Genomic DNA, 22,995 nt, shown 5'->3' on the forward strand with positions numbered 1-22,995 from the left:
AACCGCAGCTTCGGGTTTCTAGGGTTTCGGCGCACCTACACAAGGAATCCTGAATGCCCCGTTCTGTGATCGACGCGATCGGCAACACGCCTCTGATCCGCCTCAACAAAGCTTCGGAACAAACCGGTTGCGAGATCCTGGGCAAGGCCGAGTTCATGAATCCGGGCCAGTCGGTCAAGGATCGCGCGGGCCTGTTCATCATCCGCGACGCCGAGAAGCGCGGGCTGCTGAAGCCCGGCGGTGTGATCGTCGAGGGAACGGCGGGCAATACCGGCATCGGGCTGACGTTGGTCGCCAAGGCGCTCGGCTATCGCACCGTCATCGTCATCCCGGACACACAGAGCCAGGAGAAGAAGGACACGATCAAACTGCTCGGCGCCGAACTGATCGAAGTGCCGGCCGTGCCCTACAGGAATCCCAACAATTACGTGAAACTGTCGGGGCGGTTGGCCGAGCAACTGGCAAAGACAGAACCGAACGGCGCCATCTGGGCCAACCAGTTCGACAATGTCGCCAACCGTGACGGCCATATCCGCACCACGGCGGAGGAAATCTGGAACCAGACCGGCGGCAAGGTCGACGGCTTTGTCTCGGCGGTCGGTTCGGGCGGCACGCTGGCCGGCGTCGCCTCCGGACTGAAAGCCAAAAGCCGGGATGTGAAGATCGCGCTCGCCGATCCGCTGGGGGCCGCGCTCTATTCTTTCTACACCAGCGGCGAGCTGAAGTCCGAAGGCAGCTCGATCACCGAAGGCATCGGGCAGGGGCGAATCACCGCCAATCTCGAAGGGTTCACGCCGGATTTTTCATTCCAGATCCCCGATGAGGATGCGCTGCCGATCGTCTTCGACCTGATCCAGGAAGAAGGCCTTTGCGTCGGCGGCTCGACCGGCATCAACATTGCCGGCGCGATCCGTCTGGCCAGGGAATTAGGCCCCGGCCACACCATCGTGACCATCCTTTGCGATTACGGCACGCGCTATCAATCAAAACTGTTCAACCCGGAATTCCTGCGCGAGAAGCAGCTGCCGGTGCCAGGCTGGATGGAGCTGAAGAGCACAATTCCGGTGCCGTTCGAAAAGGTCGCGTGATGGCAAACAGGACGGACGCCCTGTTTCGCGACGATGCCTATCTGCGGACGGCGGACGCGACAGTCGTTGCTGTGAACGATCGCGGCGGTATCATCCTCGACCGGACGATCTTCTACGCCACTTCGGGTGGCCAGCCGGGTGACACCGGATATCTCGAACGCGGCGATGGTAGCCGCATCGCCATTGCCGCCACCCTCACCGGTGAGACCAAGGACGAGATCATCCATGTGCCGGCGCCGGAGCAGGCGGTTCCGCAGCCCGGCGAGGCGGTGAGGCTGGCCATCGACTGGGAGCGGCGGCATCTCTTGATGCGCATGCACGCGGCTTGCCACCTGCTCACCGTCGTCTGCCCGTTCCCGATCACCGGTGCCTCGGTTTCCGAGGACGACAGCCGTGTCGATTTCGACGCTCCGGATGCCGGCTTCACCAAGGAGGACGTCACTGCCGGGCTGATGGACCTGGTGCGGGCCGATCATCCGATCTTTGTCAGGCTGATCAGTGACGAGGATCTGGCTGCCAATCCCGGCCTAGTGAAATCCAAGAACGTTCGGCCGCCGGTCGGCACCGGCAAGATCCGCCTGGTCTGTATCGGCGACAACGCCTCGGTGGACAGCCAGCCCTGCGGCGGCACCCATGTAAAGAGCACCGGCGAAGTCGGCGAAATCCACATCGGCAAGATCGAGAAGAAGGGCCGCGAGAACCGGCGCTTCCGCATCCGCTTTGGGCCGATGTCGGCAAACTGAACAGGACAGTGATCGCCAAAAAAGCGAGCAGGAGAACAAAATGGCCGAGGACAGCCCCTTCACCGTCGACGCAGACTGGCTGCAGCAACGTCTCGGCGAGCCGGGCCTGACGATCATCGACGCATCCTGGTATCTCCCGGCGCAGAAGCGCGATGCGCGCGGCGAGTATGAGTCGGCCCACATCCCGGGCGCACGATTTCTCGATCAGGATGCCGTTTCGGACCCGGATTCGCCCCTGCCGCATACCTTGCCGTCGCCGCAGCATTTTGCCCAGTATGTCGGCGCCATGGGTGTTTCGGCCGATGACACCATCGTCGTCTATGATGGTCCGGGTTTCTTCTCGGCGCCCCGGGCGTGGTGGATGTTCCGGGTGATGGGCGTCTTCCAGACCTATATTCTGGATGGCGGCTTCGATGGCTGGAAAGCCGCCGGCAGGCCGGTGACGGCTGAGCCGACCAAGATCGCGCCAAGCGTGTTTCATGCCGATTTCGACCCCGGGCGCGTCGCCAGCCTCGCCGACATGCGCCGGATCGTCGACACCAGGGCAAGCCAGATCGCCGACGCCCGGGGGCCGGGCCGGTTCACCGGCACTGAACCTGAGCCGCGCGCGGGTATCCGCTCCGGCCATATGCCTGGCGCGCGCAATCTGCCCTATTCGGCGCTGTCGGAAAATGGCGAGCTGTTGTCGAAGGACCGCCTGCGCAAGGTGATCGAGGAGGCCGGCATCGATCTGTCGAAACCTGTCGTCACTTCATGCGGCTCCGGTATTACCGCGGCGGTGGTGACGCTGGCGCTGGAAACGCTTGGCCATACGAACAACAGGCTTTACGACGGCTCCTGGACGGAGTGGGGCGGGCTTTCCGACACGCCTGTGGTGACCGGCAAGGAATGAAGACGATGGAAAACGGCACGCTGGAAGACATTGACGTCACGGTGACGTTCCTCGAGATGCATGTGCCGCCGGCCTATTCGCCGCCTGTGCCGTATAACCGTCAGGTCGCGCTGCTGAAGACCAAGGACATTCCGCTGCATTTCTACCGCTATCTGATGGACCGGGTGGGGCGCAAATGGCACTGGGTCAATGTGCTGAGACTGGATGACGACGAGCTTTCGGCCGGCATCCATCGCGAGGACCGCGACATCAGGGTGCTCTACCTCGATGGCGCCCCCGCCGGCTTCTTTGACCTCAAGCCGCATCTGCCGGAAGAAGTCGAGCTCGCCTATTTCGGCATGATGGAACATGCGACCGGGCAAGGCATCGGCCGCTGGTTCCTGGGCTCCGCGATCGCCGCCGCATGGTCGCATGGGCCGAAGCGGGTGACGGTGCAGACCTGCACGCTCGATCATCCGGCGGCTCTGCCGCTCTACCAGAAGCTCGGCTTCGCACCGGTGGCGCAAAAGAGGGAAATCGTCCATCCGCTGCCTTTCACCGAGCGCGCGGCCAGCGTCATGCGGCCCTAGCCGGAAGCTAATACCAGCTCGAATCTGAACCCGTCGTTCATCGGCCCTTCAGGCTGTTTTTGGCATGTTGCCGGCACCATCAATGCGGCCAAGGCCGAAGGAGACGAAGACATGCTGACCCGCCGTACACTTGCCGCCGCGCTGATCGCGGCAATTGCCATGCCAAGCCTGGCCGCAGCCCAGGCGACAACGCCTTCGGCCGCGACGATCGAGCGGAAGCTCGAGGCGGCGCCGCGTGTGAAATTGCGGCCGAACGAGCGCGTCACCATCCGCGAATTCAAGCGGCGCCCGGATTTGCGCCGCATGGCCCGCTCGATCGATATCCAGTCGATCAACTTCGCCTTCGGTTCGGCGGCCATTTCCAGTTCGCAATACGACAAGATCGAGACCATTGCCGACGCGCTGCGGCGCATCCTGCGCCGCGATCGCGGCGCCCGCGTGCTGATCGAGGGCCATACCGACGCCGTCGGCTCCTTCCAGTCGAACCAGGCCCTGTCCGAACAGCGCGCCGCTTCGCTGAAGCGCACGCTGGTGCGCGAATTCGGCGTGCCGGGTCATGCTCTCGAGACAGTCGGCTATGGCGAGGAGTTTTTGCTGGTGCAGACGCAGACCGAAAACTGGCAGAATCGCCGGGTGACGCTGCGCCGCTTCGACGATTTCATCCGTTGAGCCGCAGCTCCGACGGGACTTGATGAGAGCCGATCGCCGAGGGGCGACCGGCTCTTCGACATTTGGCAGGAATCGGGTGGGCGGCGAGGGTTCAAGGACATAATTTCCAGTCACGACACCGGAGATTTTTCCATGACCATCCAGTTCAAAGCTTTGCCGACCGAAGATGTCAGGACGTTGCAGCGCGGTGGCATCGATGCTTATGGCCAAATGCCCGAGCAAAAGATCTCCGACGGTGACGGCATGCCTTGCCGTCATTGCTTGAAGAACATAGGAGCCGGCGACGCCTACCTTGTTCTGGCATACAGGCCATTCCCGGGGCTTCAGCCCTATGCCGAAACCGGGCCGATCTTCCTGCATGCCGAGGAATGCGATGGTGCCGCTGAGAGCGGGGCGCTGCCCGAGGTTCTCGATAGCCCTGACTACATCGTGCGCGGCTATGGCAGGGATGATCGTATCGTCTATGGCAGCGGCGGCGTCATCCCGACCACGGCAATTGCTGCACGGGCCGAGACGCTGTTCGAACGCGACGAGATCGCCTACGTCCATGTCCGTTCGGCGCGCAACAATTGCTACCAGTGCCGCATCGAGCGCGCTTGAGGCTGAGATTAGCCCCTGGAAACAGTTGTCGTACTCCCGTCGCATATTCGCGATAGAAAGCCATTGTCGATCGATTTGCCGACCACGGATGAACCGGCGGTAAATCTCGACATCGAGGAAGCGGGGCTTTGGCTCCGCTTTTTTGTTGCGCGGGGGTATTCCGCGCAACAAAAAAGCCCGCCGGCATGGCCGACGGGCTGCAACTGTTTGGCTGGAGGGCCTTTTAGTTGAACTTGTACTTCGCGCCGAGACCCACGGTGTGGAAAGAGGAAGTCGCGGTAAGGGTGTCGTCAGGTGCGCCGAATTCCGAAGAAAAGTCCTTCTTGGCGAACTGCGAATAGCGATATTCGAGACCGACGGTAACGTTGCTGGACAGAGCCGTTTCAAGGCCGCCACCAACCGAGAAACCGCTGGAACCCCAGTCGAGAATGTCGCCGATCGGATCGGAAGCGTTCAGATCGAAATGCTGCCAGCTATAGCCGGCAAGCGCATAGGCAAGGGTCGATTCGTTCATCTTCATGCCGACGCGGCCCAACACATCGAACCCATAGTCGGTATCGACGTTGATCGATCCGCCGCCGAGCTCCAGTTCGGAAGTCATGCCGGAGTAGCGTGCATCGACCATGACGCCTGCGACCCAGCTGCCGAAGTCATGATCGTAGCCGACGTTCAGTTCACCAAAGGCACCTTCGCCACCGAGACCATTGAATTCCAGGTCGCCGAGCGGCGGAACGTTGATCTGATGCACGGATGCACCGGCGCCACCAGCGCCGCCGATGTAGAAGCCGGTCCAGTTGTAGGCTGGCGTCTCGAAGGCAGCACCGCCGCCGTTCTGCGCACCGAAACGGTAATTGGCTGCGATCTGGAAGGTATGGCGCGAGGTGTCAAGATTGAGGAGACCGTCCGGAACTCCGACAAGGCCAGCGTCGGAAAGAAGATCGTCCTTGGTCCCGAAGCGCGTATAGCGATACTCAGTCTTGATCGTCCAATTGCTGTTGATGGCCGTTTCGATGCCACCTCCGACAAAATACCCGCTTTGATCCCAATCAAAGTCGAAGCCGGCGTTCGTATCGAGCTTGTACTTCTGCCAGGAATAGCCACCCAGCACGTAACCCAGAGTGTTCGGCGTCAAGAGGTAGCCGAGACGCAGGCCAGCGTCGAAACCGTAGGTTTCTTTGATCGAAGCGTCGAACCCCGTAATGTCCAGCGTGGTCCCGATGTTGCCGACGTGAGCGTCCAGCAGACCTCCGATGAGGAACCGGGGCGAGACCATATAGTCATAGCCAACCGTCAGCTCACCATAGACGCCTTCGCCACCAATGCCGTTCAGCGAGATTGGAATAAAATCGCTGCCGAGCTTGTGTACGTTGGCACCGGCACCGACGCCAAAACCAACGTAGAGGCCGCTCCAGTTAAAGCCGGCAGCTTCTTCTACCGGTTGCACGACGTCAGCTGCATGAGCAGCAGACATCAAAGCTACAGCAGAAATAGCACCAAGAAGAAAAGATTTCGCGGATGTGCGAATGAACATATGCCCGTACCCCAATGAATAAACCCAGAATGTCTCTAGCAGGGAGTCGGCCGGTACGGGAATGACAAATATGCAACAATGATGAGCAAAGTGCCGTTGCGTCACGTGGTTCGACACCAAGCTTTGCCTGAAAAACAGGCTCGCAAGAAAAAAAACCGCCGGCTTGGAACCGGCGGGCTGGATTGAAAGGAGCTGTTTTCGCGAAAAATCAGGCGGCAAGAACGGCTTTCGGCTCGACCAGTTCGTAGCCGAGCGCCTCGGCGACTGCCCGGTTGGTGATCTTGCCTTTATGGACATTGAGGCCGTTGCGCAGGTGATGATCGTCGACCAGCGCCTTCAGGCCCTTGTCGGCAAGCTGCAGGCCATAGTGCAGCGTCGCGTTGTTGAGCGCGTGGGCCGAAGTGACCGGCACGGCACCCGGCATGTTGGCGACGCAATAGTGGATGACGCCGTCGACCTCATAGGTCGGCTCGGCATGAGTGGTGGCGTGCGAAGTCTCGAAGCAGCCGCCCTGGTCGATGGCGACGTCGACCAGCACCGAGCCTTTCTTCATGCCCGACAGCATTTCGCGCGAAACCAGTTTTGGCGCCGCGGCACCCGGGATCAGCACCGCGCCGACGACGATGTCTGCCGAAAAGCACTCTTCCTCCAGCGCCTCGACAGTCGAGTAACGGGTGTGGACGCGGCCGGCGAAGAGGTCGTCGAGCTGGCGCAGGCGCGGGATCGAGCGGTCGATGATGGTGACGTCGGCGCCAAGGCCGGCCGCCATCCTGGCCGCGTGCAGGCCGACGACGCCACCGCCGAGCACGGTGACCTTGCCGGGCAGCACGCCGGGCACGCCACCCAGCAGCACACCGCGGCCGCCATTGGCCTTCTGCAGCGCCGTGGCACCGGCCTGGATCGACAGACGTCCGGCAACTTCCGACATCGGCGCCAGCAGCGGCAGGCCGCCACGGTCGTCGGTCACAGTCTCGTAGGCGATTGCCGTCACGCCGGACGCAAGCAGGCCCTTGGTCTGCTCCGGATCCGGCGCCAGGTGGAGGTAGGTGTACAGGATCTGGCCTTCGCGAAGCTGCGCCCATTCGCTGGGCTGCGGTTCCTTGACCTTGACGATCATGTCCGACCTGGCGAACACCTCGGCGGCCGTCTTGGCAATCGTGGCGCCGGCGGCGCGATAGGCGTTGTCATCGGCGCCGATGCCGGCCCCGGCGCCGGTCTCGACCAGCACTTCGTGGCCATGGGCGACATATTCGCGGACCGAGCCGGGAGTGAGGCCGACGCGGTATTCGTGGTTCTTGATTTCCTTGGGGCAGCCGACGCGCATTTTCTTCTCCTGATCCGGCCCTTTGGGCTCGTTCCCTGTATGGATGGAGTGAACCACGAATCGTTGCGCAGGTGTTTGCGAATGCGCTTGCGCCAACCGGCCGGTTTCGATAATCGTTGCGCGAAATAACAAGATATTCGCAGGATTCACGAATAATGACGCTCGACAGGATTGATATCGCCATTCTTGAGGCATTGCAGAAGGATGGCAGGATACCCAACGCGGCACTTGCCGAAAAGGTCGGCCTATCGCAGTCGGCCTGTTCGCGCCGGCTCGACAATCTGGAGAAATCCGGAACCATCCGTGGCTATCATGCCCGGCTTTCCAATACAGCACTTGGCCACCAGATGACGGCGATCGTGCACATATCGCTGTCGGGACAGTTCGAGAAGACTCTGTCGGATTTCGAGGCGGCGATCAAACGCTGCCCGAACGTGCTGTCCTGCCATCTGATGTCGGGCGAATATGACTACATCCTGAGGATCGCGGCCAAGGATCTCGTCGACTATGAGCGAATCCACAAGGAATGGCTGTCGGCGATGCCGCATGTGACCAAGATCAATTCGTCGTTCGCCTTGCGTGAGATCGTCGACCGTACGGCCATGGGCATGAAGCCGGAGATGGCCTAGTTCCTCGACACAGAAGTTCTGACGGGTCGCTGCATAGACAAACCACCTGCCTTCGATTTGCGGAAACGGGCGTCACTTCGTCATCCACGGGCGGAGCAAGGAGTGTAGCGACGCAGCGCAGACCCGAGGATCCATGCCGCGACTTCAAAGCGTCACTACGGTGCAGAGTTCTGCTCGGCTGCATTCCTTGGTCAAGGTCACGGCATGGATCCTCGGGTCTCCGCGACGGAGCTTCGCTCCTGCTTCGCCCGTGGATGACGAAGGTGGGTGCCTTGGGTCAATCCCGAATGCCTCTGCGATCCATCGAGACGAACCATGACAACCTGGCTGCTGACAGGCCGCTAACCACCCTGTGGGGCCTGGGCTAGCTGACCGCCGTTACCACCCGATCCATCGGGATATCGTGCGGCTGCGGGTAGATGGTCGCGATGCGCTGCAATTCGTAGCCGACGCCGATGACCAGCGGCTTGAACGGCATCGCTGCCAGCGTACGGTCGAAGAAACCGCCGCCATACCCCAGGCGGTAGTTCTGGGGATCGATGCCGACGATCGGCGAGATGACGATGTCCGGCAGCACCGGATCGCCCTCGGCCGGGATCGGGATGTTCCAGACACCTTTCTCCAGCCGGTCGCCCGCTTTGTAGACGCGGAAGATCAGCGGCTGCCCCTTCTCGATGACGATGGGCAGGGCGGTGCGGCCGCCGCGTTCGTTTATGGACGCCATCCAAGGCCGCAAATCCGGCTCGCCACGAAACGGCCAATAGAGACTGACCATGCGCCCGGCGATCTCGCCGATCATCGCGTCGAGGCTTTCCGCAATGCTTTGCGACATTACCGTTCGGGCGTCGGCCGAAACAGCAAGACGCGCGGCGATCAGGCGTTCGCGCTCGGCTTTGCGCCAGCGTCTCACATCGGTCCAGTCGCTCGAAGGCGCACGGAATTGCGGATCGAGTTCGTGCATGAAACAGGGCGGCGAAGAATATTGCGCCGGAGCATCGTCGTCACGATCGTTGGCCATGCCTCACCTCATCGCGTGTTCGATGACGCTATACCTCGCGATACGATACAACATGTGCATTCACGACATGCAACGACGAGTCTCGGGCACTGTCCATCTGTTGTTGCATTGCACAAAAATACCTACATCCAGGACAGGCAATCTTGCTATCGGGGTGAACGAAATGAACGAAGCTAGGCATCATGTCGTCGTTGTCGGCGCGGGTTTCGGCGGCCTCGAGTTCACCCGTGCACTTGCTGGCGCGCCGGTCCGTATCACCATGATCGACAAGCGCAACCATCACCTCTTCCAGCCGCTGCTCTACCAGGTGGCGACGACGGCGCTGGCCACTTCCGAGATTGCCTGGCCGATCCGCCACCTCCTGCGCAAGCGCAAGGATGTGACGACGCTGCTCGCCAATGTCACCGGTGTCGACCGCGCCGGCAAGCGCGTGCTGCTCGATGACGGCAGCGCGGTCGCCTACGACACGCTGGTGCTCGCCACCGGTGCCCGCCACGCCTATTTCGGCCATGACGAATGGGAACCGTTCGCACCTGGCCTGAAGACGTTGGAGGACGCCACCACCATTCGGCGCCGCATTCTCCTGGCCTTCGAACAGGCCGAGCGGGAGACCGATCCCGCCAAACGCCAGGCGTTGCTGACCATTGCGATCGTCGGCGGCGGACCGACCGGCGTCGAGCTTGCCGGCACCATCGTCGAGCTGGCGCATGACACGCTGCGCGGCGAATTCCGCAACATCGACACGCGGCAGACGCGCGTGGTGCTGATCGAGGCCGGCGACCGCATTCTGGCCAATTTCGCACTGAAACTTTCCGACTATGCCAGCAAAGCGCTCGAGCGGCTCGGCGTGACGGTCGAGCTCGGCCGGGCCGTCACGCGCTGCGACGCCGAAGGTGTTGTGTTTGGCGATAAGCAACTGGCAGCCCGAACGATCCTGTGGGCAGCCGGCGTTGCCGCTTCGCCAGCCGCTGAATGGCTGGGAGCGAAGGCGGACCGCGCGGGCAGGGTGCTGGTCGAGCCTGACCTCAGCGTGCCCGGCAGCCCGGAGATCTTTGTCATCGGCGACGCCGCTCATGTGCTGCGGCCGGACGGGCGGCCGGTTCCCGGCGTGGCGCCTTCCGCCAAACAGGAGGGCCGACATGTTGCGGCCACCATCAAGGCCAGGCTCGGCGGCGACACGACCGCGCGTCCTTTCCACTACAGGCATGCCGGCGATCTGGCGACGATCGGCAAACGCGCCGCTGCCATCGATTTCGGCTGGATCAAGCTCACCGGCTGGCTCGCCTGGTGGCTGTGGGGAGTGGCGCACATCTATTTCCTGATCGGCTTTCGCAACCGGCTTGCGGTTTCGCTGAGCTGGCTATGGATCTACGCGACGGGGCAACGTAGCGCGCGGCTGATCACCCAGGGCGACGACAAGGGCTGATTTCTTCGCCCCGATCGTTCATGCGCACGTCAATCTGTTGCTGATGGACTGACGGCTTCATGCGCGCGACTTGTTGAATGGACTTAAGCAGGTTTCAGAGCGAAGTTCGCTTCGGGGCAGGGCTTTGTCAGGTTGTCGAGGAGAAAACATGTCGCAACTGCTCCATCCCGTATCCCGCCGCGATCTCCTTGCGGGTGCCGCCGCCGCAGGGGCACTGATCATGCTGCATCCGTTCTCCGCCCGCGCTCAAGGCAACCAGGCCCATCTTCGGATCATGGAAACCACCGACATCCATGTGAACGTGCTGCCTTACGATTACTACGCCGACAAAGCGAACGACACGCTGGGTCTGTCGCGCACGGCGTCTCTCATCGATGCTGTGCGCAAGGAAGCCGTGAATTCGATGCTGATCGACAATGGCGACCTGCTGCAGGGCAACCCGATGGGCGACTACATCGCCTATGAGAAGGGGCTGAAGGACGGCGACCTGCATCCGGTCATGAAAGGCATGAACCTGCTCGGCTACGAGTGCTCGACACTGGGCAACCACGAGTTCAACTACGGCCTGTCGTTCCTGGACAAGGTGCTGGCCGGTGCCAATTTTCCCTTCGTCTGCGCCAATTTGATCCGCGGGACCGAGCTTGCCGCTAACCCGCGCGACGACAAGCTCTATCTCAAGCCCTATGTCATCCTCGACAAGAAGATAAAGGACGGCGCGGGCGCCGAGCAGCCGATCAGGATCGGCATTATCGGCTTCGTGCCGCCGCAGATCATGGTTTGGGATCTCAAGAACCTGGAAGGCAACGTCAAGACGCGCGACATCGTCGAGGCGGCCAAGGCCTGGGTGCCGCAGATGAAGGAGGAGGGCGCCGACATCGTCATTGCGCTCTCGCATTCCGGCATCGATGTGAAGCAGGGCGAGATGATGGAGAACGCCTCGTTCTTCGTCGCCGGTGTCGACGGCATCGATGCGGTGTTCACCGGTCACCAGCATCTGGTGTTCCCCGGCAAGAAGGATTTCCAGTCGCTCGATGGTGTCGACACGCAGAAAGGCACGCTGCAGGGCAAGCCCGCCGTCATGGGCGGCTTCTGGGGCTCGCATATGGGGCTGGTCGACCTGATGCTGGAACGTGACGGGTCGAAATGGAAGGTCGTTTCAGCCACTTCCGAGGCGCGGCCGATCTTCGAACGCGTCGACAACAAGAACAAGCCGACTGTCCCGGACGACAAGCGCATCATCGCGGCCCTCGAACAGGACCACCAGGCGACACTGGCCTATGTGCGCCGCCCTGTCGGCAAGACCTCCGCGCCGCTCTATTCCTATTTCGCGCTGGTCGCCGACGATCCGTCGGTGCAGGTCGTCAGCCAGGCGCAGACCTGGTACCTCAAGGATATTCTCAAGAACACGCAATGGAAGGACGTGCCGCTGCTGTCGGCCGCCGCTCCCTTCAAGGCCGGCGGGCGCAACGGCGCCGACTACTATACCGACGTGCCGGCAGGCGACATCGCCATCAAGAATGTTGCCGACCTCTACCTCTATCCCAACACCGTGCGTGCGGTCGAAATCACCGGTGCGCAGGTCAAGGAATGGCTTGAAATGTCGGCCGGCATCTTCAACCGGATCGAGCCTGATAAGGCCGACCAGACCCTCATCAACACCGATTTTCCGTCCTACAATTTCGACGTCATCGACGGCGTCACCTACAAGATCGATCTGTCGCAGCCGTCGAAATACGATGCCAAGGGCGGGCTGGCCAACGCTGGCGCCAATCGCATCGTCGACCTGAGTTTCGATGGAAAACCAATTGATCCCAAACAGAAATTCGTCATCGCGACCAACAATTACCGGGCTGGTGGCGGCGGCAATTTCCCCGACATCAATGCCTCGAAGATCATCTACGAAGCACCGGACACCAATCGCGACGTCATCGTCCGCTATATCGTCAGCGAGGGCACGATCAATCCGTCGGCGGACGACAACTGGTCGTTCGCACCGCTGCCTGGAGCCAGCGCCGTGTTCGAAACCGGCCCCAAGGCCAAGGATTTCATTGCGCAGGTGAAATCGCTGAAGATCGAGCCGGCGGGCGAGGGCGAGGCAGGATTCGCGAAATACCGCATCCTGCTTTGAAGGGTGACGGCGACCGCGCGGCCATGTCGAGATCGTGCTCGACATCGCTTGGTCAGCGGCAATGAAAATCGAAGAGCGTGTCGATTTACGCCTTGTAGACCACCTGGCGCACGTCGATGTAGCTGGCGCGGAAGCCGGCTTCGCAATAGTGCAGGTAGAACTCCCAGAGCTTCTTGAAGCGGTCGTCGAAGCCGAGCGGAACGATCTTCTCCCATGACGCCCGGAACCGGTGGCGCCATTCGGCGAGCGTGCGCGCGTAGTCGTCGGGAAAGACGCGCTCGCGCAGGTGGGCGAGGCCATGATCCTTGCCCAGTGCCTTCAGGATCGACGGTGTCGGCAGCATGCCGCCCGGGAAGACGTAGCGCTGGATGAAATCCGGCCTTGCGCGATAGGTGTCGTAGGCGGCTTCGTTGATGGTGATGATCTGCAGGCCGGCAGTGCCCCCAGGCCTCAGGCAGGCCTTCATCTTGCCGAAAAACACCGGCCAGTATTTCTCGCCGACCGCCTCGAACATCTCGATCGAGGCGATGCGGTCATAGGTGCCGGTTTCGTCGCGATAATCCTGCAGCTTGATGTCGACCTTGTCGGCAAGGCCAGCCTTGGCGATGCGAGCCGTGGCAAAATCGTGCTGCTCGCGGCTGATCGTCAGCCCGGTCACGCGGCAGCCGATCTCGCGCGCCGCGAATTCGGCGAAGCCACCCCAGCCGCAGCCGATTTCCAGCACATGGTCCTTCGGACCGATCCCTGTATCCTTCGCCAGAGCGCGATATTTGGCGGCCTGGGCGCCTTCCAGGTCGTTGGCACCGGTCGTGTAGAGCGCCGAAGAATAGGTCATGCTCGGATCGAGCCATTCCTTGTAGAAGGCGTTGCCGAGGTCGTAATGCGCGGAGATATTGCGTTTCGAACCGGTGCGCGTGTTCTGGTTGAACCAGTGGCGGATGCGCTGGACGGTGTTGATCAGCCAACTGGTGCCGCCCGCGATACGCTCGCCGATGACCGAATTGACCACGAACAGCTCCAGGAAGCTGGTCACATCAGGGCTTTCCCAATCGCCGTCCATATAGGATTCGGCAACGCCGATCGTGCCGCCGGAAAAGGCGCGGCCCGGCAAGCGCCAATTCTTCAACACCAGTTCGGCATCTGGGCCAGGTCCCTTGCCGCCGACGAGGACGGCACGGCCGTCCGGCAGCCTGACCTTGAGCGAACCGCGCGGCAGGTTCATCGCCGCCGACAGCACCATGCGCGCTTTCGCTGGAAGACCTTTCACGATCTCCGCGAAATTGAATTCATCGAGCCTGACCGCGTCGCTCAATGCTACGCCAAAATGTTCCTTTTGCGCCATCTCATGCCCCTGGATTTCCGCGGTGTCGGCGCAAATTGCCGGGCCACGGTTCTCTTGGATCATTCGCCAGCTTCGAACGCCGCCGCGACCGGTTCGTCGGCGAGCGGGCTCGAATGAAGTGCGCGCACCCTACCAGAGCTTCAGCGCTTCCCGGTGAATCCGTGCGACAATCTTCCACGTCATGCGGGGAAACTTCAAGGGGCAGGCTGCAACCGGGGCTGTGCCAAGCAGATTGCTCGCGCCGGCGGGCATCTGTGCCTTTGCACAGCCAAGGCGCAGCGCGTTAAAAAACGCCTATGGCCGCAGAATTCCTTGTGCGATAGATTTAGCCATGCGTTATGTAATCGTCATTGCCGCCATCGCGTTTTTCCTGATCTGGGACGGCATGTACAATCAGGGCCGGTATCTCGACACCACGGTGAGAGAACTTAGCCGCATTGTGCGATATGCTACCGGCAAGGTTTAGCTCCGGCGGCTGCAGCCGCGACATCCTTGTCGATTGACGCCAACGTCCTGCCGTCACAAAAGACCCCAGCACTTTGATCGAGGAGGCGGGGTTGATCCGGCATATCGTTTTCTTCAGCGCGCGGCGAAAAGAGGATGTCGAGGCTGTGCGCACCGGCTTGCTGGCGCTCGGCGACATTCCTCATTCCAGCCTTTTCGAGGTCACCTTGAACACCAAGGTCGATCCACTGTCCGATGAGGTCGACGTGGTCGTCTATGCGGAGTTCGCCGACGACGCCGCGCTGGCCGCCTACAAGGCGCACCCGCTCTATGCGCAGACCACCAGCAAGGTCAAACCGATGCGCGAACTGCGCTATTCCGCCGATGTCGTTGCCGGAAGCTGATGCCTTGTCCAGGTGGTGCCTTTTTCGAAGTCCGGTGAACTGACGTGGGCGAACTGGCCGGGATTGCGATCAAGTCTTGAACCGATTTGCGGAATGATGCACATCGCGCCTGCATGACCCAAACCGCAGCCGCAGGCACTCATCCGCTCGATCACCTGGTGCTGCCGACGCAGAGCCTTGAGGTTGCGCGAGCCCGGCTCACCGCGCTTGGCTTCGTCGTGGCCCCGACCGGCATCCATCCCTTCGGAACGGAAAACTGCTGTGTTTTCCTGGCCGACGGCACGTATCTCGAACCGCTCGCGGTCGGCGACGAACAGGTGGCGACAAAGGCTATCGCAGACGGCAATGTCTTCGTCACGCGTGATCGCGCCTATCGCGACAGCAACGGCGACGAGGGATTTTCCGCCATTGTTCTAGGCACGGGCAATGCCGACGCCGACCATGCACGCTATGTCGGTGCCGGCATCTCGGCGGGAGACATGCTGGGTTTTTCGCGCGCCTTCACCGACCCGGCCGGCAAAAGCGACATCGCATCGTTCAAGCTCGCCTTCGCGGCCGGAGCCGAAGCCACGGACGCCTTCCTGTTTGCCTGCGAGCGCGTCAACGCGCCTGATGTTGACCGTACGGCTTTGCAGGCCCACGCCAACGGCGCGACCGGAATTGTCGAGATCTTGGCGATCAGCGATGCGCCCGGAAAGCAGCATGGGCTTATTTCCGTGGCGGTGGACGATCCGGCCGCCGACAGGCAGGGCGGCAGGTTTCCCTTGCCGAATGCAGATTTGAGCGTGCTTGACGGCCCGGCTTTCACCGCGCGCTTCGGCCTGCCTGCCGGCGCGCCGACAGATCTACGATTCGCAGCGGTGGTCTTTTCGGTTGGGAACGCCGATGTGACATCGAGGCTGCTTGCAGCCAATTCCGTCCAACACGATATAGCGGGCAATGATATCGTCGTGCGGCCTGCACCCGGACAGGGCGCGGCCTTCATCTTCCGGGAGATCCCATGAGCAAGCCGCAAGCGTCCAATTCAATGGCGCCCAATTCGTCGGTAACCGTCGGCAATGTCGTCTTCGACAACAAGGCGGCTCTGTCGCTGATCGCCGGCCCTTGTCAGTTTGAATCACGCCAGCACGCCTTCGATATGGCCGGCGCGCTGAAGGAACTGACCGGCAGGCTCGGCATAGGGCTCGTCTACAAGACCAGCTACGACAAGGCCAACCGCACCTCGCTGTCGGCGACGCGCGGTGCCGGTATGGACGCAGCCCTTCCCGTCTTCGACGAGTTGCGCAAGGAATTTTCGCTCCCCGTGCTGACCGATGTCCATACCGAGGAGCAGTGCGCGATCGTCGCGCCGCATGTCGATGTCCTGCAGATTCCGGCTTTCCTGTCGCGCCAGACGGACATGCTGGTCGCCGCCGCCAGGACCGGCAAGGTTATCAATGTGAAGAAGGGGCAGTTCCTCGCCCCCTGGGACATGAAGAACGTCGTCGCCAAGATCACCGGATCCGGCAATGCCAATGTGCTGACCACCGAGCGCGGCGCGTCCTTCGGCTACAACACGCTGGTGTCCGACATGCGCGCTCTGCCCATCATGGCCGAGATCGGCGCGCCGGTGATCTTCGATGCCACGCATTCGGTGCAGCAACCGGGCGGGCAGGGTGGTTCCTCGGGCGGCGAGCGCCGCTTTGTCGAGACGCTGGCGCGCGCTGCAGTCGCTGTCGGCGTTGCCGGCGTGTTCATCGAGACCCATCAGGATCCCGACAACTCGACCTCTTCCGACGGCCCGAACATGCTCCCGTTGAAGGACATGCCGGCCCTGCTCGAGCGGCTGATGGCATTCGACCGCATCGCCAAGGGCCTCTAAGGGCGGACGCATACTCCGCCGACTGCCGGCGCTTGTGGAAGGCACGAGCCGGCTATACGCTTGGCTGGCAAATAAGCGTTTTGGCAGGAGGAAGCCATGTCCGTCGCCCGCGTCACCGAAATCACATCCTCGTCGAACAAGAGCTTTCAGGACGCCATCGAACAGGGAATTGCGCGCGCATCCAAAACCCTGAAGAACGTCGAGGGCGCCTGGATCCAGGACCAGAAGATCGTCGTCCAAGACGGCAAGATTGTTGCTTATCGCGTCAATATGAAGGTTACCTTCATCCTCGCGGAGTGAACGGTCGACGCCGAAAAAGTCGGGAACCTTCGCCCGCGCCCCTCATTGTCCAAGTATGGTTCGAAACCACAATGAGGAGCACAATCATGGCAACCCAGACAGGTCACACCCAAGCCATCGCCGCTTCGCGGGTCATCGGCACATCGGTCTACAATACCGAAGGCACGAGCATCGGCAGCATCGAGGATGTGATGCTTGACAAGATGACGAACGGCATCATGTTCGCGGTCATCGGTTTTGGCGGCTTCCTCGGTATCGGCGAGAAATATCACGCCATTCCGTGGGCAAGCCTCGACTACGATGAGGACAAAGGCGGGTATGTCGTGCCGTTTTCCAAGGAACAACTCAGGGCGGCACCTGCCTATTCGATCAACGAATTGACCGGGGCGGATGGTGAGGCGGCCCGCGACGAATCCTACAATTATTACAAGGTCACGCCTTACTGGCATTAACAGCAACCACAAAGCGGGCCCCCCCCGCGGGGGGGGGCCGCTTTGGATTCTGGCTTATTCGCTGACGTATAAGGGGGCCATCGCCTTCGGCGGCGACTGCTGATTGTCGCACGACGTCAGGAATGCCGCCGCGATCAGGAACAGACTCACGATACCACTCAACTGGGACATGGCGAAACTCCTCCTGTTTCGCCCCGCGCCCCCGCACCATAGCCACAAGCCGGCCTGCCGTACATGACTTATGATGACAGCGATTTGCGCTTCGTGAATCGTTCGGAGGCTGAAGCCGCGGCAATAATTGCCAGCCGGCCGATTGCCTTTTGCAGCACTTTGGCTAAGACGTGCGGCATTCTTCAGATCAATCGAGGACATCGCAAATGACCGCCATCATCGACATTGTCGGGCGTGAAATCCTGGACAGCCGTGGAAATCCGACCGTCGAGGTCGATGTCATTCTCGAAGATGGCTCGATGGGCCGCGCGGCGGTGCCATCGGGTGCTTCGACCGGCGCCCACGAGGCCGTCGAACTGCGCGACGGCGGTGCCCGCTATCTCGGCAAGGGTGTGCTCAGGGCCGTCGAAGCGGTGAACGGCGAACTGTTCGAGGCGATCGGCGGCATGGAAGCCGAAAACCAGATCCATATCGACCAGACCATGATCGAGCTTGACGGCACGCCCAACAAGAGCCGGCTTGGCGCCAACGCCATTCTCGGTGTGTCGCTGGCGGTGGCCAAGGCGGCCGCTGATGCCGCCGGCCTGCCGCTGTACCGTTATGTCGGTGGCACCAAGGCGCATCTCCTGCCGGTACCGATGATGAACATCATCAATGGTGGCGCGCATGCCGACAACCCGATCGATTTCCAGGAATTCATGATCCTGCCGATCGGCGCGCCGACGCTGCGCGAAGGTGTACGCTGGGGTTCGGAAATCTTCCATACGCTGCGCAAGAAGCTGAAGGATGCCGGCCACAACACCAATGTCGGCGACGAGGGCGGCTTTGCCCCGAACCTGAAAAGCGCCCCGGTGGCGCTCGATTTCATCATGGAATCGATCGAGCAGGCCGGCTTCAAGCCGGGCGACGAGATCGCGCTCGGCCTCGATTGCGCCGCGACCGAGTTCTTCAAGGACGGCAACTACGTCTATGAGGGCGAGAAGAAGACGCGCGATCCCAAGGCCCAGGCCAAATACCTGGCCAAGCTTGCCGCCGACTATCCGATCATCTCGATCGAGGACGGCTTGGCCGAGGACGATTGGGAGGGCTGGAAGTACCTGACCGACCTGATCGGCAAGAAGACGCAGCTGGTCGGCGACGATTTGTTCGTCACCAACACGGCGCGGCTACGCGACGGCATCCGCATGGGCGTTGCCAATTCGATCCTGGTCAAGGTCAACCAGATCGGCTCGTTGACGGAAACGCTCGACGCCGTCGAGACCGCGCACAAGGCCGGCTACACCGCCGTCATGTCGCACCGCTCGGGCGAAACCGAGGATTCGACCATCGCCGATCTCGCGGTTGCCACCAATTGCGGACAGATCAAGACCGGCTCGCTGTCGCGCTCGGACCGCATGGCCAAGTACAACCAGCTTATCCGCATCGAGGAAGAGCTCGGCAAGCAGGCAAGCTATGCCGGTAAGTCGGTGGTCAAGGGCTGATCCGGAACACCGGCTCATCGATACCGGACAAAAGGGCGGGAGCATTCCCGCCCTTTTTCGTTTCGATGCCGCCAAACAGGTCTCCCGTAACCGTCCGTTAAGCACAATCGGGCGAAAAAGATCGTGAGCCGCCTGAGTTCGCGGGCTAGAGCCGGATGATTTCAGGTCTGTTCGACCTGAAGTCTGAATCCGACTTAAATCAAAGAGATAGAGCATGTTGTCGTCCGAAAACCGCTTCACACTTTTCGGCATCACGCTCTAGAGGAATCGGGCGATGTGGACGCGTCAGCACAAGCAGAGAAACACCGGCCGGCTAATCATTCCCTCGCTTTGCGTGGCGTTCCTGGCCTATTTCGGCTTTCACGCCTATCATGGCGAATTCGGCATCTATTCGAAATATCAGCTGGAAGCCCAGACGGTGGCGCTGCAAGGCCAGCTCGATGCGATCAAGGCGCGCCGCATGGAACTCGAGCGCCGCGTTCGGCTGATGCATGAAGGGACGCTCGAGAAGGACATGCTCGATGAGCAGGCACGCAAGGCGCTCAATCTGTCCCAGGCTGACGAAATCACCATTATGTTGCCGACTTCGGTGAAATAACCGATATTTAGTTAATCATCAATATTTTCAATGATTTTAATCGCTTAGGCGCATGCCAGCTATGCAAATTCGGCATGGCGCAACGCTTTAACGCGTGTTAGCCTCCCGAAATCGGTGGGGAGGAGCTGATCTCCCCAGAGCAGATTTCGTCCTGCTCTAATGTCCACAAAGAGACGCCACAGGGAGTGATGCATGGCCACCGCCGCCAGAAAAGCGCCTGCCAAATCCAAATCCGACGGCAAATCGGGGCTTTCGGCCCCCAAGCCCGCCGAGTTCACCAAGGACGAAGAGCTTGCCGCTTACCGGCACATGCTGCTCATCCGTCGTTTCGAAGAAAAGGCCGGCCAGCTTTACGGCATGGGTTTCATCGGCGGCTTCTGCCATCTCTATATCGGCCAGGAAGCGGTCGTCACCGGCATGAAGATGGCATTGATCGACGGTGACCAGATGATCACCGCATATCGCGACCACGGCCACATGCTGGCGATGGAACTGTCGCCGCGCGGCGTCATGGCCGAGCTGACCGGGCGTCGGGGCGGCTTGTCCCGGGGCAAGGGCGGCTCCATGCACATGTTCTCCAAGGAAAAGCACTTTTACGGCGGCCACGGCATCGTCGGTGCGCAGGTGTCTCTTGGTACTGGTCTCGCCTTTGCCAACCGCTACCGCGACAACAACAATGTCTCGCTGACCTATTTCGGCGACGGCGCGGCCAACCAGGGCCAGGTCTATGAAAGCTTCAACATGGCCTCGCTGTGGAAGCTGCCGGTGATCTACATCATCGAGAACAACCGCTATGCGATGGGCACCTCGGTGTCGCGCTCTTCGGCGGAAACCAACTTTTCGCATCGTGGTGCCTCGTTCAAGATCCCGGGCATCCAGGTCGACGGCATGGACGTGCGCGCTGTCAAGGCTGCCGGCGACCAGGCGACCGAATGGTGCCGCGCCGGCAACGGGCCGATCATTCTCGAAATGCAGACCTACCGCTATCGCGGTCACTCGATGTCCGATCCGGCAAAATACCGCTCGAAGGAAGAAGTGCAGAAGATGCGCTCGGACCATGACCCGATCGAGCAGGTCAAGGCACGGCTGATGGAAAAGAAGTGGGCGACCGAGGACGAGCTCAAGACCATCGACAAGGAGGTCCGCGACATCGTCGCCGACGCCGCCGAATTTGCCCAGAACGACGCGGAGCCGGATCCGTCCGAGCTCTGGACCGATATCGTATTGTAACGGGAGGGCAAGGACATGCCGATCGAAATTCTCATGCCCGCTCTCTCGCCGACCATGGAAGAGGGCAATCTTTCCAAGTGGTTGAAGAACGAGGGCGACAAGGTCGTCGCCGGCGACGTTATCGCCGAGATCGAGACCGACAAGGCGACGATGGAAGTCGAAGCTGTTGACGAAGGCACGCTGGGCAAGATCCTGATCGCCGCCGGTACCGAAGGCGTCAAAGTCAACACACCGATCGCCGTGCTGCTGCAGGACGGCGAAAGTGCCGGGGATATCGGCAAGTCTGCGGCGCCCGCCAGGGCGGAAGCACCTGCAAAGGCAGAGGCTCCGGCCGCAGCAGAGGACAAGGCGGAGGCCACAAAGCCGGCCGCCGCACCGGTGGCTGCCGCCCCGAAGACGGAGATCGCCGCCGATCCGGACATTCCGGCCGGCACGGAGATGGTCTCCACCACGGTGCGCGAAGCGCTGCGCGATGCGATGGCCGAGGAAATGCGCCGCGACGGCGATGTCTTCGTCATGGGCGAGGAGGTTGCCGAATACCAGGGCGCCTACAAGATCACGCAAGGCCTGCTGCAGGAATTCGGGCCGCGGCGCGTCGTCGACACGCCGATCACCGAGCATGGCTTTGCCGGCGTTGGCGTGGGTGCGGCGATGGCCGGCCTGAAGCCGATCGTCGAGTTCATGACCTTCAACTTCGCCATGCAGGCGATCGACCAGATCATCAACTCGGCCGCCAAGACCCTCTATATGTCCGGCGGCCAGATGGGCGCGCCGATCGTGTTCCGTGGACCGAACGGTGCCGCCGCCCGCGTCGCTGCCCAGCACTCGCAGTGCTATGCCGCCTGGTACAGCCACATTCCGGGCCTGAAAGTGGTGATGCCCTATACCGCCGCTGACGCCAAAGGCTTGCTGAAGGCCGCGATCCGCGATCCGAACCCGATCATCTTCCTCGAGAATGAAATCCTTTACGGTCAGTCCTTCGACGTGCCGAAGCTGGACGATTTCGTGTTGCCGATCGGCAAGGCGCGCATCCATAAATCAGGCAAGGATGTCACCATCGTCTCCTTCGGCATCGGCATGACCTATGCGGTCAAGGCTGAAGCGGAACTGCGTGGCCTTGGCATCGATGCCGAGATCATCGACTTGCGCACGATCCGGCCGCTCGATCTCGACACCATCATCGCCTCGGTCAAGAAGACCAACCGCCTGGTGGTGGTGGAGGAAGGTTATCCGCAGAACTCGGTCGGCGACCATATCGCCAACCAGGTGTCGCAGCGCGCCTTCGACTTTCTGGACGCGCCTGTGATCACCATCGCCGGCAAGGACGTGCCGATGCCTTATGCGGCCAACCTCGAGAAGCTGGCGTTGCCGAATGTCGGCGAAGTCATCGAGGCGGTCAAAGCCGTCACGTATCGCTGAACCGGGCGGGAGGACAAAATGCCAATCAACATCACCATGCCGGCCCTGTCGCCCACGATGGAAGAGGGCAATCTGTCCAAGTGGCTTGTGAAAGAGGGCGACAAGGTTTCGCCGGGCGATGTCATTGCCGAGATCGAGACGGACAAGGCGACGATGGAAGTCGAAGCTGTCGATGAGGGCACGGTTGCAAAGCTCGTCGTTCCCGCCGGCACCGAGGGCGTCAAGGTCAATGCGCTGATCGCCGTGCTCGCCGGAGAGGGCGAGGATGTCGGTGCTGCCGCGAAAAGCGATGGTGGTGCTGTGACGGCGAAAGCGGAGGCCAAGCAGGACAAGGCGCCAATCTCCCCACCCGTGGGGGAGATGTCGACGAAGTCGACAGAGGGGGGCGCTGTCCCGCCGGCGTCGCATGCTGTCACGCCCCCCTCTGCCCTGCCGGGCATCTCCCCCTCAAGGGGGGAGATCGGCCAATCGCCGGAAGGCCGCACCTTCGCCTCGCCGCTCGCACGCCGCATCGCGAAGGAGGCCGGCGTCGATGTGTCTGCCGTGTCGGGCACCGGTCCGCATGGCCGCGTGGTCAAGGCGGATGTCGATGCGGCGATTGCCGGTGGAGGTGCCCAGGCGGCGCCTGCCGCCAAGGCTCCTGCTGGCGCTCCTGCGCCTGCGGTGAAGGCAATGT

Annotated in this window: 24 protein-coding genes; 20 read left to right on the forward strand and 4 right to left on the reverse strand. The window is 61.5% G+C overall.

Annotated elements, in window-relative coordinates; genetic code table 11:
* The first annotated feature begins 53 nt into the window (after nt 1-53).
* The 6 genes from NKJ37_RS23745 (at nt 54) to NKJ37_RS23770 (ending at nt 4,561) form a co-directional block, all read left to right on the forward strand.
* Complete coding sequence (locus tag NKJ37_RS23745) at nt 54-1,088, forward strand: cysteine synthase A (RefSeq protein ID WP_023812064.1); 1,035 nt, start codon at nt 54-56, stop codon at nt 1,086-1,088.
* The gene (locus NKJ37_RS23750) at nt 1,088-1,831 is read left to right on the forward strand and encodes an alanyl-tRNA editing protein (protein WP_023812063.1); all 744 of its coding nucleotides are present in this window, start codon (nt 1,088-1,090) and stop codon (nt 1,829-1,831) included. The genes NKJ37_RS23745 and NKJ37_RS23750 overlap by 1 nt, the downstream gene beginning before the upstream one ends.
* 40 nt (nt 1,832-1,871) lie before the next feature.
* Entirely contained in the window at nt 1,872-2,723 is an 852-nt protein-coding gene (gene sseA, locus NKJ37_RS23755) for a 3-mercaptopyruvate sulfurtransferase (RefSeq protein ID WP_023812062.1), read from the forward strand.
* 5 nt (nt 2,724-2,728) lie between these two features.
* Nucleotides 2,729-3,292, forward strand: a complete 564-nt coding sequence (locus NKJ37_RS23760; RefSeq protein ID WP_023812061.1) for a GNAT family N-acetyltransferase — start codon at nt 2,729-2,731, stop codon at nt 3,290-3,292.
* A 111-nt stretch (nt 3,293-3,403) separates the two neighbouring features.
* Nucleotides 3,404-3,961 (forward strand): OmpA family protein, encoded by a 558-nt coding sequence (locus tag NKJ37_RS23765; RefSeq protein ID WP_023812060.1) that lies wholly within the window; start codon nt 3,404-3,406, stop codon nt 3,959-3,961.
* Between the two features lie 132 nt (nt 3,962-4,093).
* Nucleotides 4,094-4,561 (forward strand): DUF1203 domain-containing protein, encoded by a 468-nt coding sequence (locus NKJ37_RS23770; protein WP_352775226.1) that lies wholly within the window; start codon nt 4,094-4,096, stop codon nt 4,559-4,561.
* Between the two features lie 223 nt (nt 4,562-4,784).
* Here NKJ37_RS23770 and NKJ37_RS23775 read toward each other — a convergent pair whose 3' ends face one another.
* Together NKJ37_RS23775 and ald are read right to left on the reverse strand one after the other, a co-directional pair.
* Entirely contained in the window at nt 4,785-6,092 is a 1,308-nt protein-coding gene (locus NKJ37_RS23775; RefSeq protein ID WP_352775246.1) for an outer membrane protein, read from the reverse strand.
* Between the two features lie 208 nt (nt 6,093-6,300).
* Nucleotides 6,301-7,416 carry an alanine dehydrogenase gene (gene ald, locus NKJ37_RS23780; RefSeq protein WP_023812057.1) on the reverse strand — a complete coding sequence of 372 codons (1,116 nt, stop codon included), beginning with the start codon at nt 7,414-7,416 and terminating at the stop codon, nt 6,301-6,303.
* A gap of 155 nt (nt 7,417-7,571) precedes the next feature.
* On the opposite strand from ald, the gene NKJ37_RS23785 reads away from it, so the two are divergent.
* Complete coding sequence (locus tag NKJ37_RS23785) at nt 7,572-8,045, forward strand: Lrp/AsnC family transcriptional regulator (protein WP_023812056.1); 474 nt, start codon at nt 7,572-7,574, stop codon at nt 8,043-8,045.
* A 364-nt stretch (nt 8,046-8,409) separates the two neighbouring features.
* Here NKJ37_RS23785 and NKJ37_RS23790 read toward each other — a convergent pair whose 3' ends face one another.
* A complete protein-coding gene (locus NKJ37_RS23790) occupies nt 8,410-9,063 on the reverse strand; it encodes a 5-formyltetrahydrofolate cyclo-ligase (protein WP_128304443.1) in 654 nt (217 codons plus the stop codon).
* A gap of 163 nt (nt 9,064-9,226) precedes the next feature.
* On the opposite strand from NKJ37_RS23790, the gene NKJ37_RS23795 reads away from it, so the two are divergent.
* On the forward strand, nt 9,227-10,489 hold the full coding sequence (locus tag NKJ37_RS23795) for an NAD(P)/FAD-dependent oxidoreductase (protein ID WP_352775229.1): 1,263 nt from the start codon (nt 9,227-9,229) through the stop codon (nt 10,487-10,489).
* Between the two features lie 148 nt (nt 10,490-10,637).
* Nucleotides 10,638-12,617, forward strand: coding sequence for a bifunctional 2',3'-cyclic-nucleotide 2'-phosphodiesterase/3'-nucleotidase (locus tag NKJ37_RS23800; protein ID WP_352775232.1), 1,980 nt, complete (start codon nt 10,638-10,640; stop codon nt 12,615-12,617).
* 85 nt (nt 12,618-12,702) lie between these two features.
* Here NKJ37_RS23800 and NKJ37_RS23805 read toward each other — a convergent pair whose 3' ends face one another.
* Nucleotides 12,703-13,959, reverse strand: a complete 1,257-nt coding sequence (locus NKJ37_RS23805) for an SAM-dependent methyltransferase (protein WP_128304513.1) — start codon at nt 13,957-13,959, stop codon at nt 12,703-12,705.
* Nucleotides 13,960-14,290: 331 nt separating this feature from the next.
* Here NKJ37_RS23805 and NKJ37_RS23810 point away from each other — a divergent pair, with 331 nt between their 5' ends.
* The 11 genes from NKJ37_RS23810 to NKJ37_RS23860 form a co-directional block, all read left to right on the forward strand.
* Complete coding sequence (locus NKJ37_RS23810; RefSeq protein WP_023812051.1) at nt 14,291-14,425, forward strand: hypothetical protein; 135 nt, start codon at nt 14,291-14,293, stop codon at nt 14,423-14,425.
* 91 nt (nt 14,426-14,516) lie between these two features.
* A complete protein-coding gene (locus tag NKJ37_RS23815) occupies nt 14,517-14,807 on the forward strand; it encodes a Dabb family protein (protein WP_023812050.1) in 291 nt (96 codons plus the stop codon).
* A 113-nt stretch (nt 14,808-14,920) separates the two neighbouring features.
* The gene (locus tag NKJ37_RS23820; RefSeq protein ID WP_352751068.1) at nt 14,921-15,811 is read left to right on the forward strand and encodes a VOC family protein; all 891 of its coding nucleotides are present in this window, start codon (nt 14,921-14,923) and stop codon (nt 15,809-15,811) included.
* Entirely contained in the window at nt 15,808-16,668 is an 861-nt protein-coding gene (gene kdsA, locus NKJ37_RS23825; RefSeq protein WP_031213495.1) for a 3-deoxy-8-phosphooctulonate synthase, read from the forward strand. Before NKJ37_RS23820 ends, kdsA begins: the two co-directional genes overlap by 4 nt.
* A 96-nt stretch (nt 16,669-16,764) precedes the next feature.
* Nucleotides 16,765-16,968, forward strand: coding sequence for a dodecin family protein (locus NKJ37_RS23830; protein ID WP_127294417.1), 204 nt, complete (start codon nt 16,765-16,767; stop codon nt 16,966-16,968).
* Nucleotides 16,969-17,054: 86 nt separating this feature from the next.
* On the forward strand, nt 17,055-17,420 hold the full coding sequence (locus tag NKJ37_RS23835) for a PRC-barrel domain-containing protein (protein WP_127294419.1): 366 nt from the start codon (nt 17,055-17,057) through the stop codon (nt 17,418-17,420).
* Nucleotides 17,421-17,797: 377 nt separating this feature from the next.
* Nucleotides 17,798-19,072 (forward strand): phosphopyruvate hydratase, encoded by a 1,275-nt coding sequence (gene eno, locus NKJ37_RS23840; RefSeq protein ID WP_127273626.1) that lies wholly within the window; start codon nt 17,798-17,800, stop codon nt 19,070-19,072.
* A gap of 274 nt (nt 19,073-19,346) precedes the next feature.
* Complete coding sequence (locus NKJ37_RS23845) at nt 19,347-19,670, forward strand: FtsB family cell division protein (protein ID WP_352552016.1); 324 nt, start codon at nt 19,347-19,349, stop codon at nt 19,668-19,670.
* Between the two features lie 192 nt (nt 19,671-19,862).
* Complete coding sequence (gene pdhA, locus NKJ37_RS23850; RefSeq protein ID WP_127272717.1) at nt 19,863-20,900, forward strand: pyruvate dehydrogenase (acetyl-transferring) E1 component subunit alpha; 1,038 nt, start codon at nt 19,863-19,865, stop codon at nt 20,898-20,900.
* Between the two features lie 15 nt (nt 20,901-20,915).
* Nucleotides 20,916-22,319, forward strand: a complete 1,404-nt coding sequence (locus NKJ37_RS23855; RefSeq protein WP_352775238.1) for a pyruvate dehydrogenase complex E1 component subunit beta — start codon at nt 20,916-20,918, stop codon at nt 22,317-22,319.
* 18 nt (nt 22,320-22,337) lie between these two features.
* Nucleotides 22,338-22,995, forward strand: a 658-nt coding sequence (locus NKJ37_RS23860) for a biotin/lipoyl-containing protein (protein WP_352775241.1), incomplete at its 3' end; no start/stop codon positions are given.

The organism is Mesorhizobium sp. M0140 (assembly GCF_040322475.1).
Taxonomy (GTDB): Bacteria; Pseudomonadota; Alphaproteobacteria; order Rhizobiales; family Rhizobiaceae; genus Mesorhizobium.

Bases quoted from the DNA above. Each gene is read 5' to 3' on its own strand.
- NKJ37_RS23790 (WP_128304443.1), bottom strand. From the start codon at position 9,063: ATGGCCAACGATCGTGACGACGATGCTCCGGCGCAATATTCTTCGCCG.
- NKJ37_RS23800 (WP_352775232.1), top strand. From the start codon at position 10,638: ATGTCGCAACTGCTCCATCCCGTATCCCGCCGCGATCTCCTTGCGGGT.
- NKJ37_RS23845 (WP_352552016.1), top strand. From the start codon at position 19,347: ATGTGGACGCGTCAGCACAAGCAGAGAAACACCGGCCGGCTAATCATT.
- NKJ37_RS23810 (WP_023812051.1), top strand. From the start codon at position 14,291: ATGCGTTATGTAATCGTCATTGCCGCCATCGCGTTTTTCCTGATCTGG.
- kdsA (WP_031213495.1), top strand. From the start codon at position 15,808: ATGAGCAAGCCGCAAGCGTCCAATTCAATGGCGCCCAATTCGTCGGTA.
- NKJ37_RS23820 (WP_352751068.1), top strand. From the start codon at position 14,921: ATGACCCAAACCGCAGCCGCAGGCACTCATCCGCTCGATCACCTGGTG.
- sseA (WP_023812062.1), top strand. From the start codon at position 1,872: ATGGCCGAGGACAGCCCCTTCACCGTCGACGCAGACTGGCTGCAGCAA.
- NKJ37_RS23745 (WP_023812064.1), top strand. From the start codon at position 54: ATGCCCCGTTCTGTGATCGACGCGATCGGCAACACGCCTCTGATCCGC.
- NKJ37_RS23775 (WP_352775246.1), bottom strand. From the start codon at position 6,092: ATGTTCATTCGCACATCCGCGAAATCTTTTCTTCTTGGTGCTATTTCT.
- NKJ37_RS23760 (WP_023812061.1), top strand. From the start codon at position 2,729: ATGGAAAACGGCACGCTGGAAGACATTGACGTCACGGTGACGTTCCTC.
- NKJ37_RS23770 (WP_352775226.1), top strand. From the start codon at position 4,094: ATGACCATCCAGTTCAAAGCTTTGCCGACCGAAGATGTCAGGACGTTG.
- pdhA (WP_127272717.1), top strand. From the start codon at position 19,863: ATGGCCACCGCCGCCAGAAAAGCGCCTGCCAAATCCAAATCCGACGGC.
- eno (WP_127273626.1), top strand. From the start codon at position 17,798: ATGACCGCCATCATCGACATTGTCGGGCGTGAAATCCTGGACAGCCGT.
- ald (WP_023812057.1), bottom strand. From the start codon at position 7,416: ATGCGCGTCGGCTGCCCCAAGGAAATCAAGAACCACGAATACCGCGTC.
- NKJ37_RS23785 (WP_023812056.1), top strand. From the start codon at position 7,572: ATGACGCTCGACAGGATTGATATCGCCATTCTTGAGGCATTGCAGAAG.
- NKJ37_RS23835 (WP_127294419.1), top strand. From the start codon at position 17,055: ATGGCAACCCAGACAGGTCACACCCAAGCCATCGCCGCTTCGCGGGTC.
- NKJ37_RS23805 (WP_128304513.1), bottom strand. From the start codon at position 13,959: ATGGCGCAAAAGGAACATTTTGGCGTAGCATTGAGCGACGCGGTCAGG.
- NKJ37_RS23765 (WP_023812060.1), top strand. From the start codon at position 3,404: ATGCTGACCCGCCGTACACTTGCCGCCGCGCTGATCGCGGCAATTGCC.
- NKJ37_RS23830 (WP_127294417.1), top strand. From the start codon at position 16,765: ATGTCCGTCGCCCGCGTCACCGAAATCACATCCTCGTCGAACAAGAGC.
- NKJ37_RS23795 (WP_352775229.1), top strand. From the start codon at position 9,227: ATGAACGAAGCTAGGCATCATGTCGTCGTTGTCGGCGCGGGTTTCGGC.
- NKJ37_RS23855 (WP_352775238.1), top strand. From the start codon at position 20,916: ATGCCGATCGAAATTCTCATGCCCGCTCTCTCGCCGACCATGGAAGAG.
- NKJ37_RS23750 (WP_023812063.1), top strand. From the start codon at position 1,088: ATGGCAAACAGGACGGACGCCCTGTTTCGCGACGATGCCTATCTGCGG.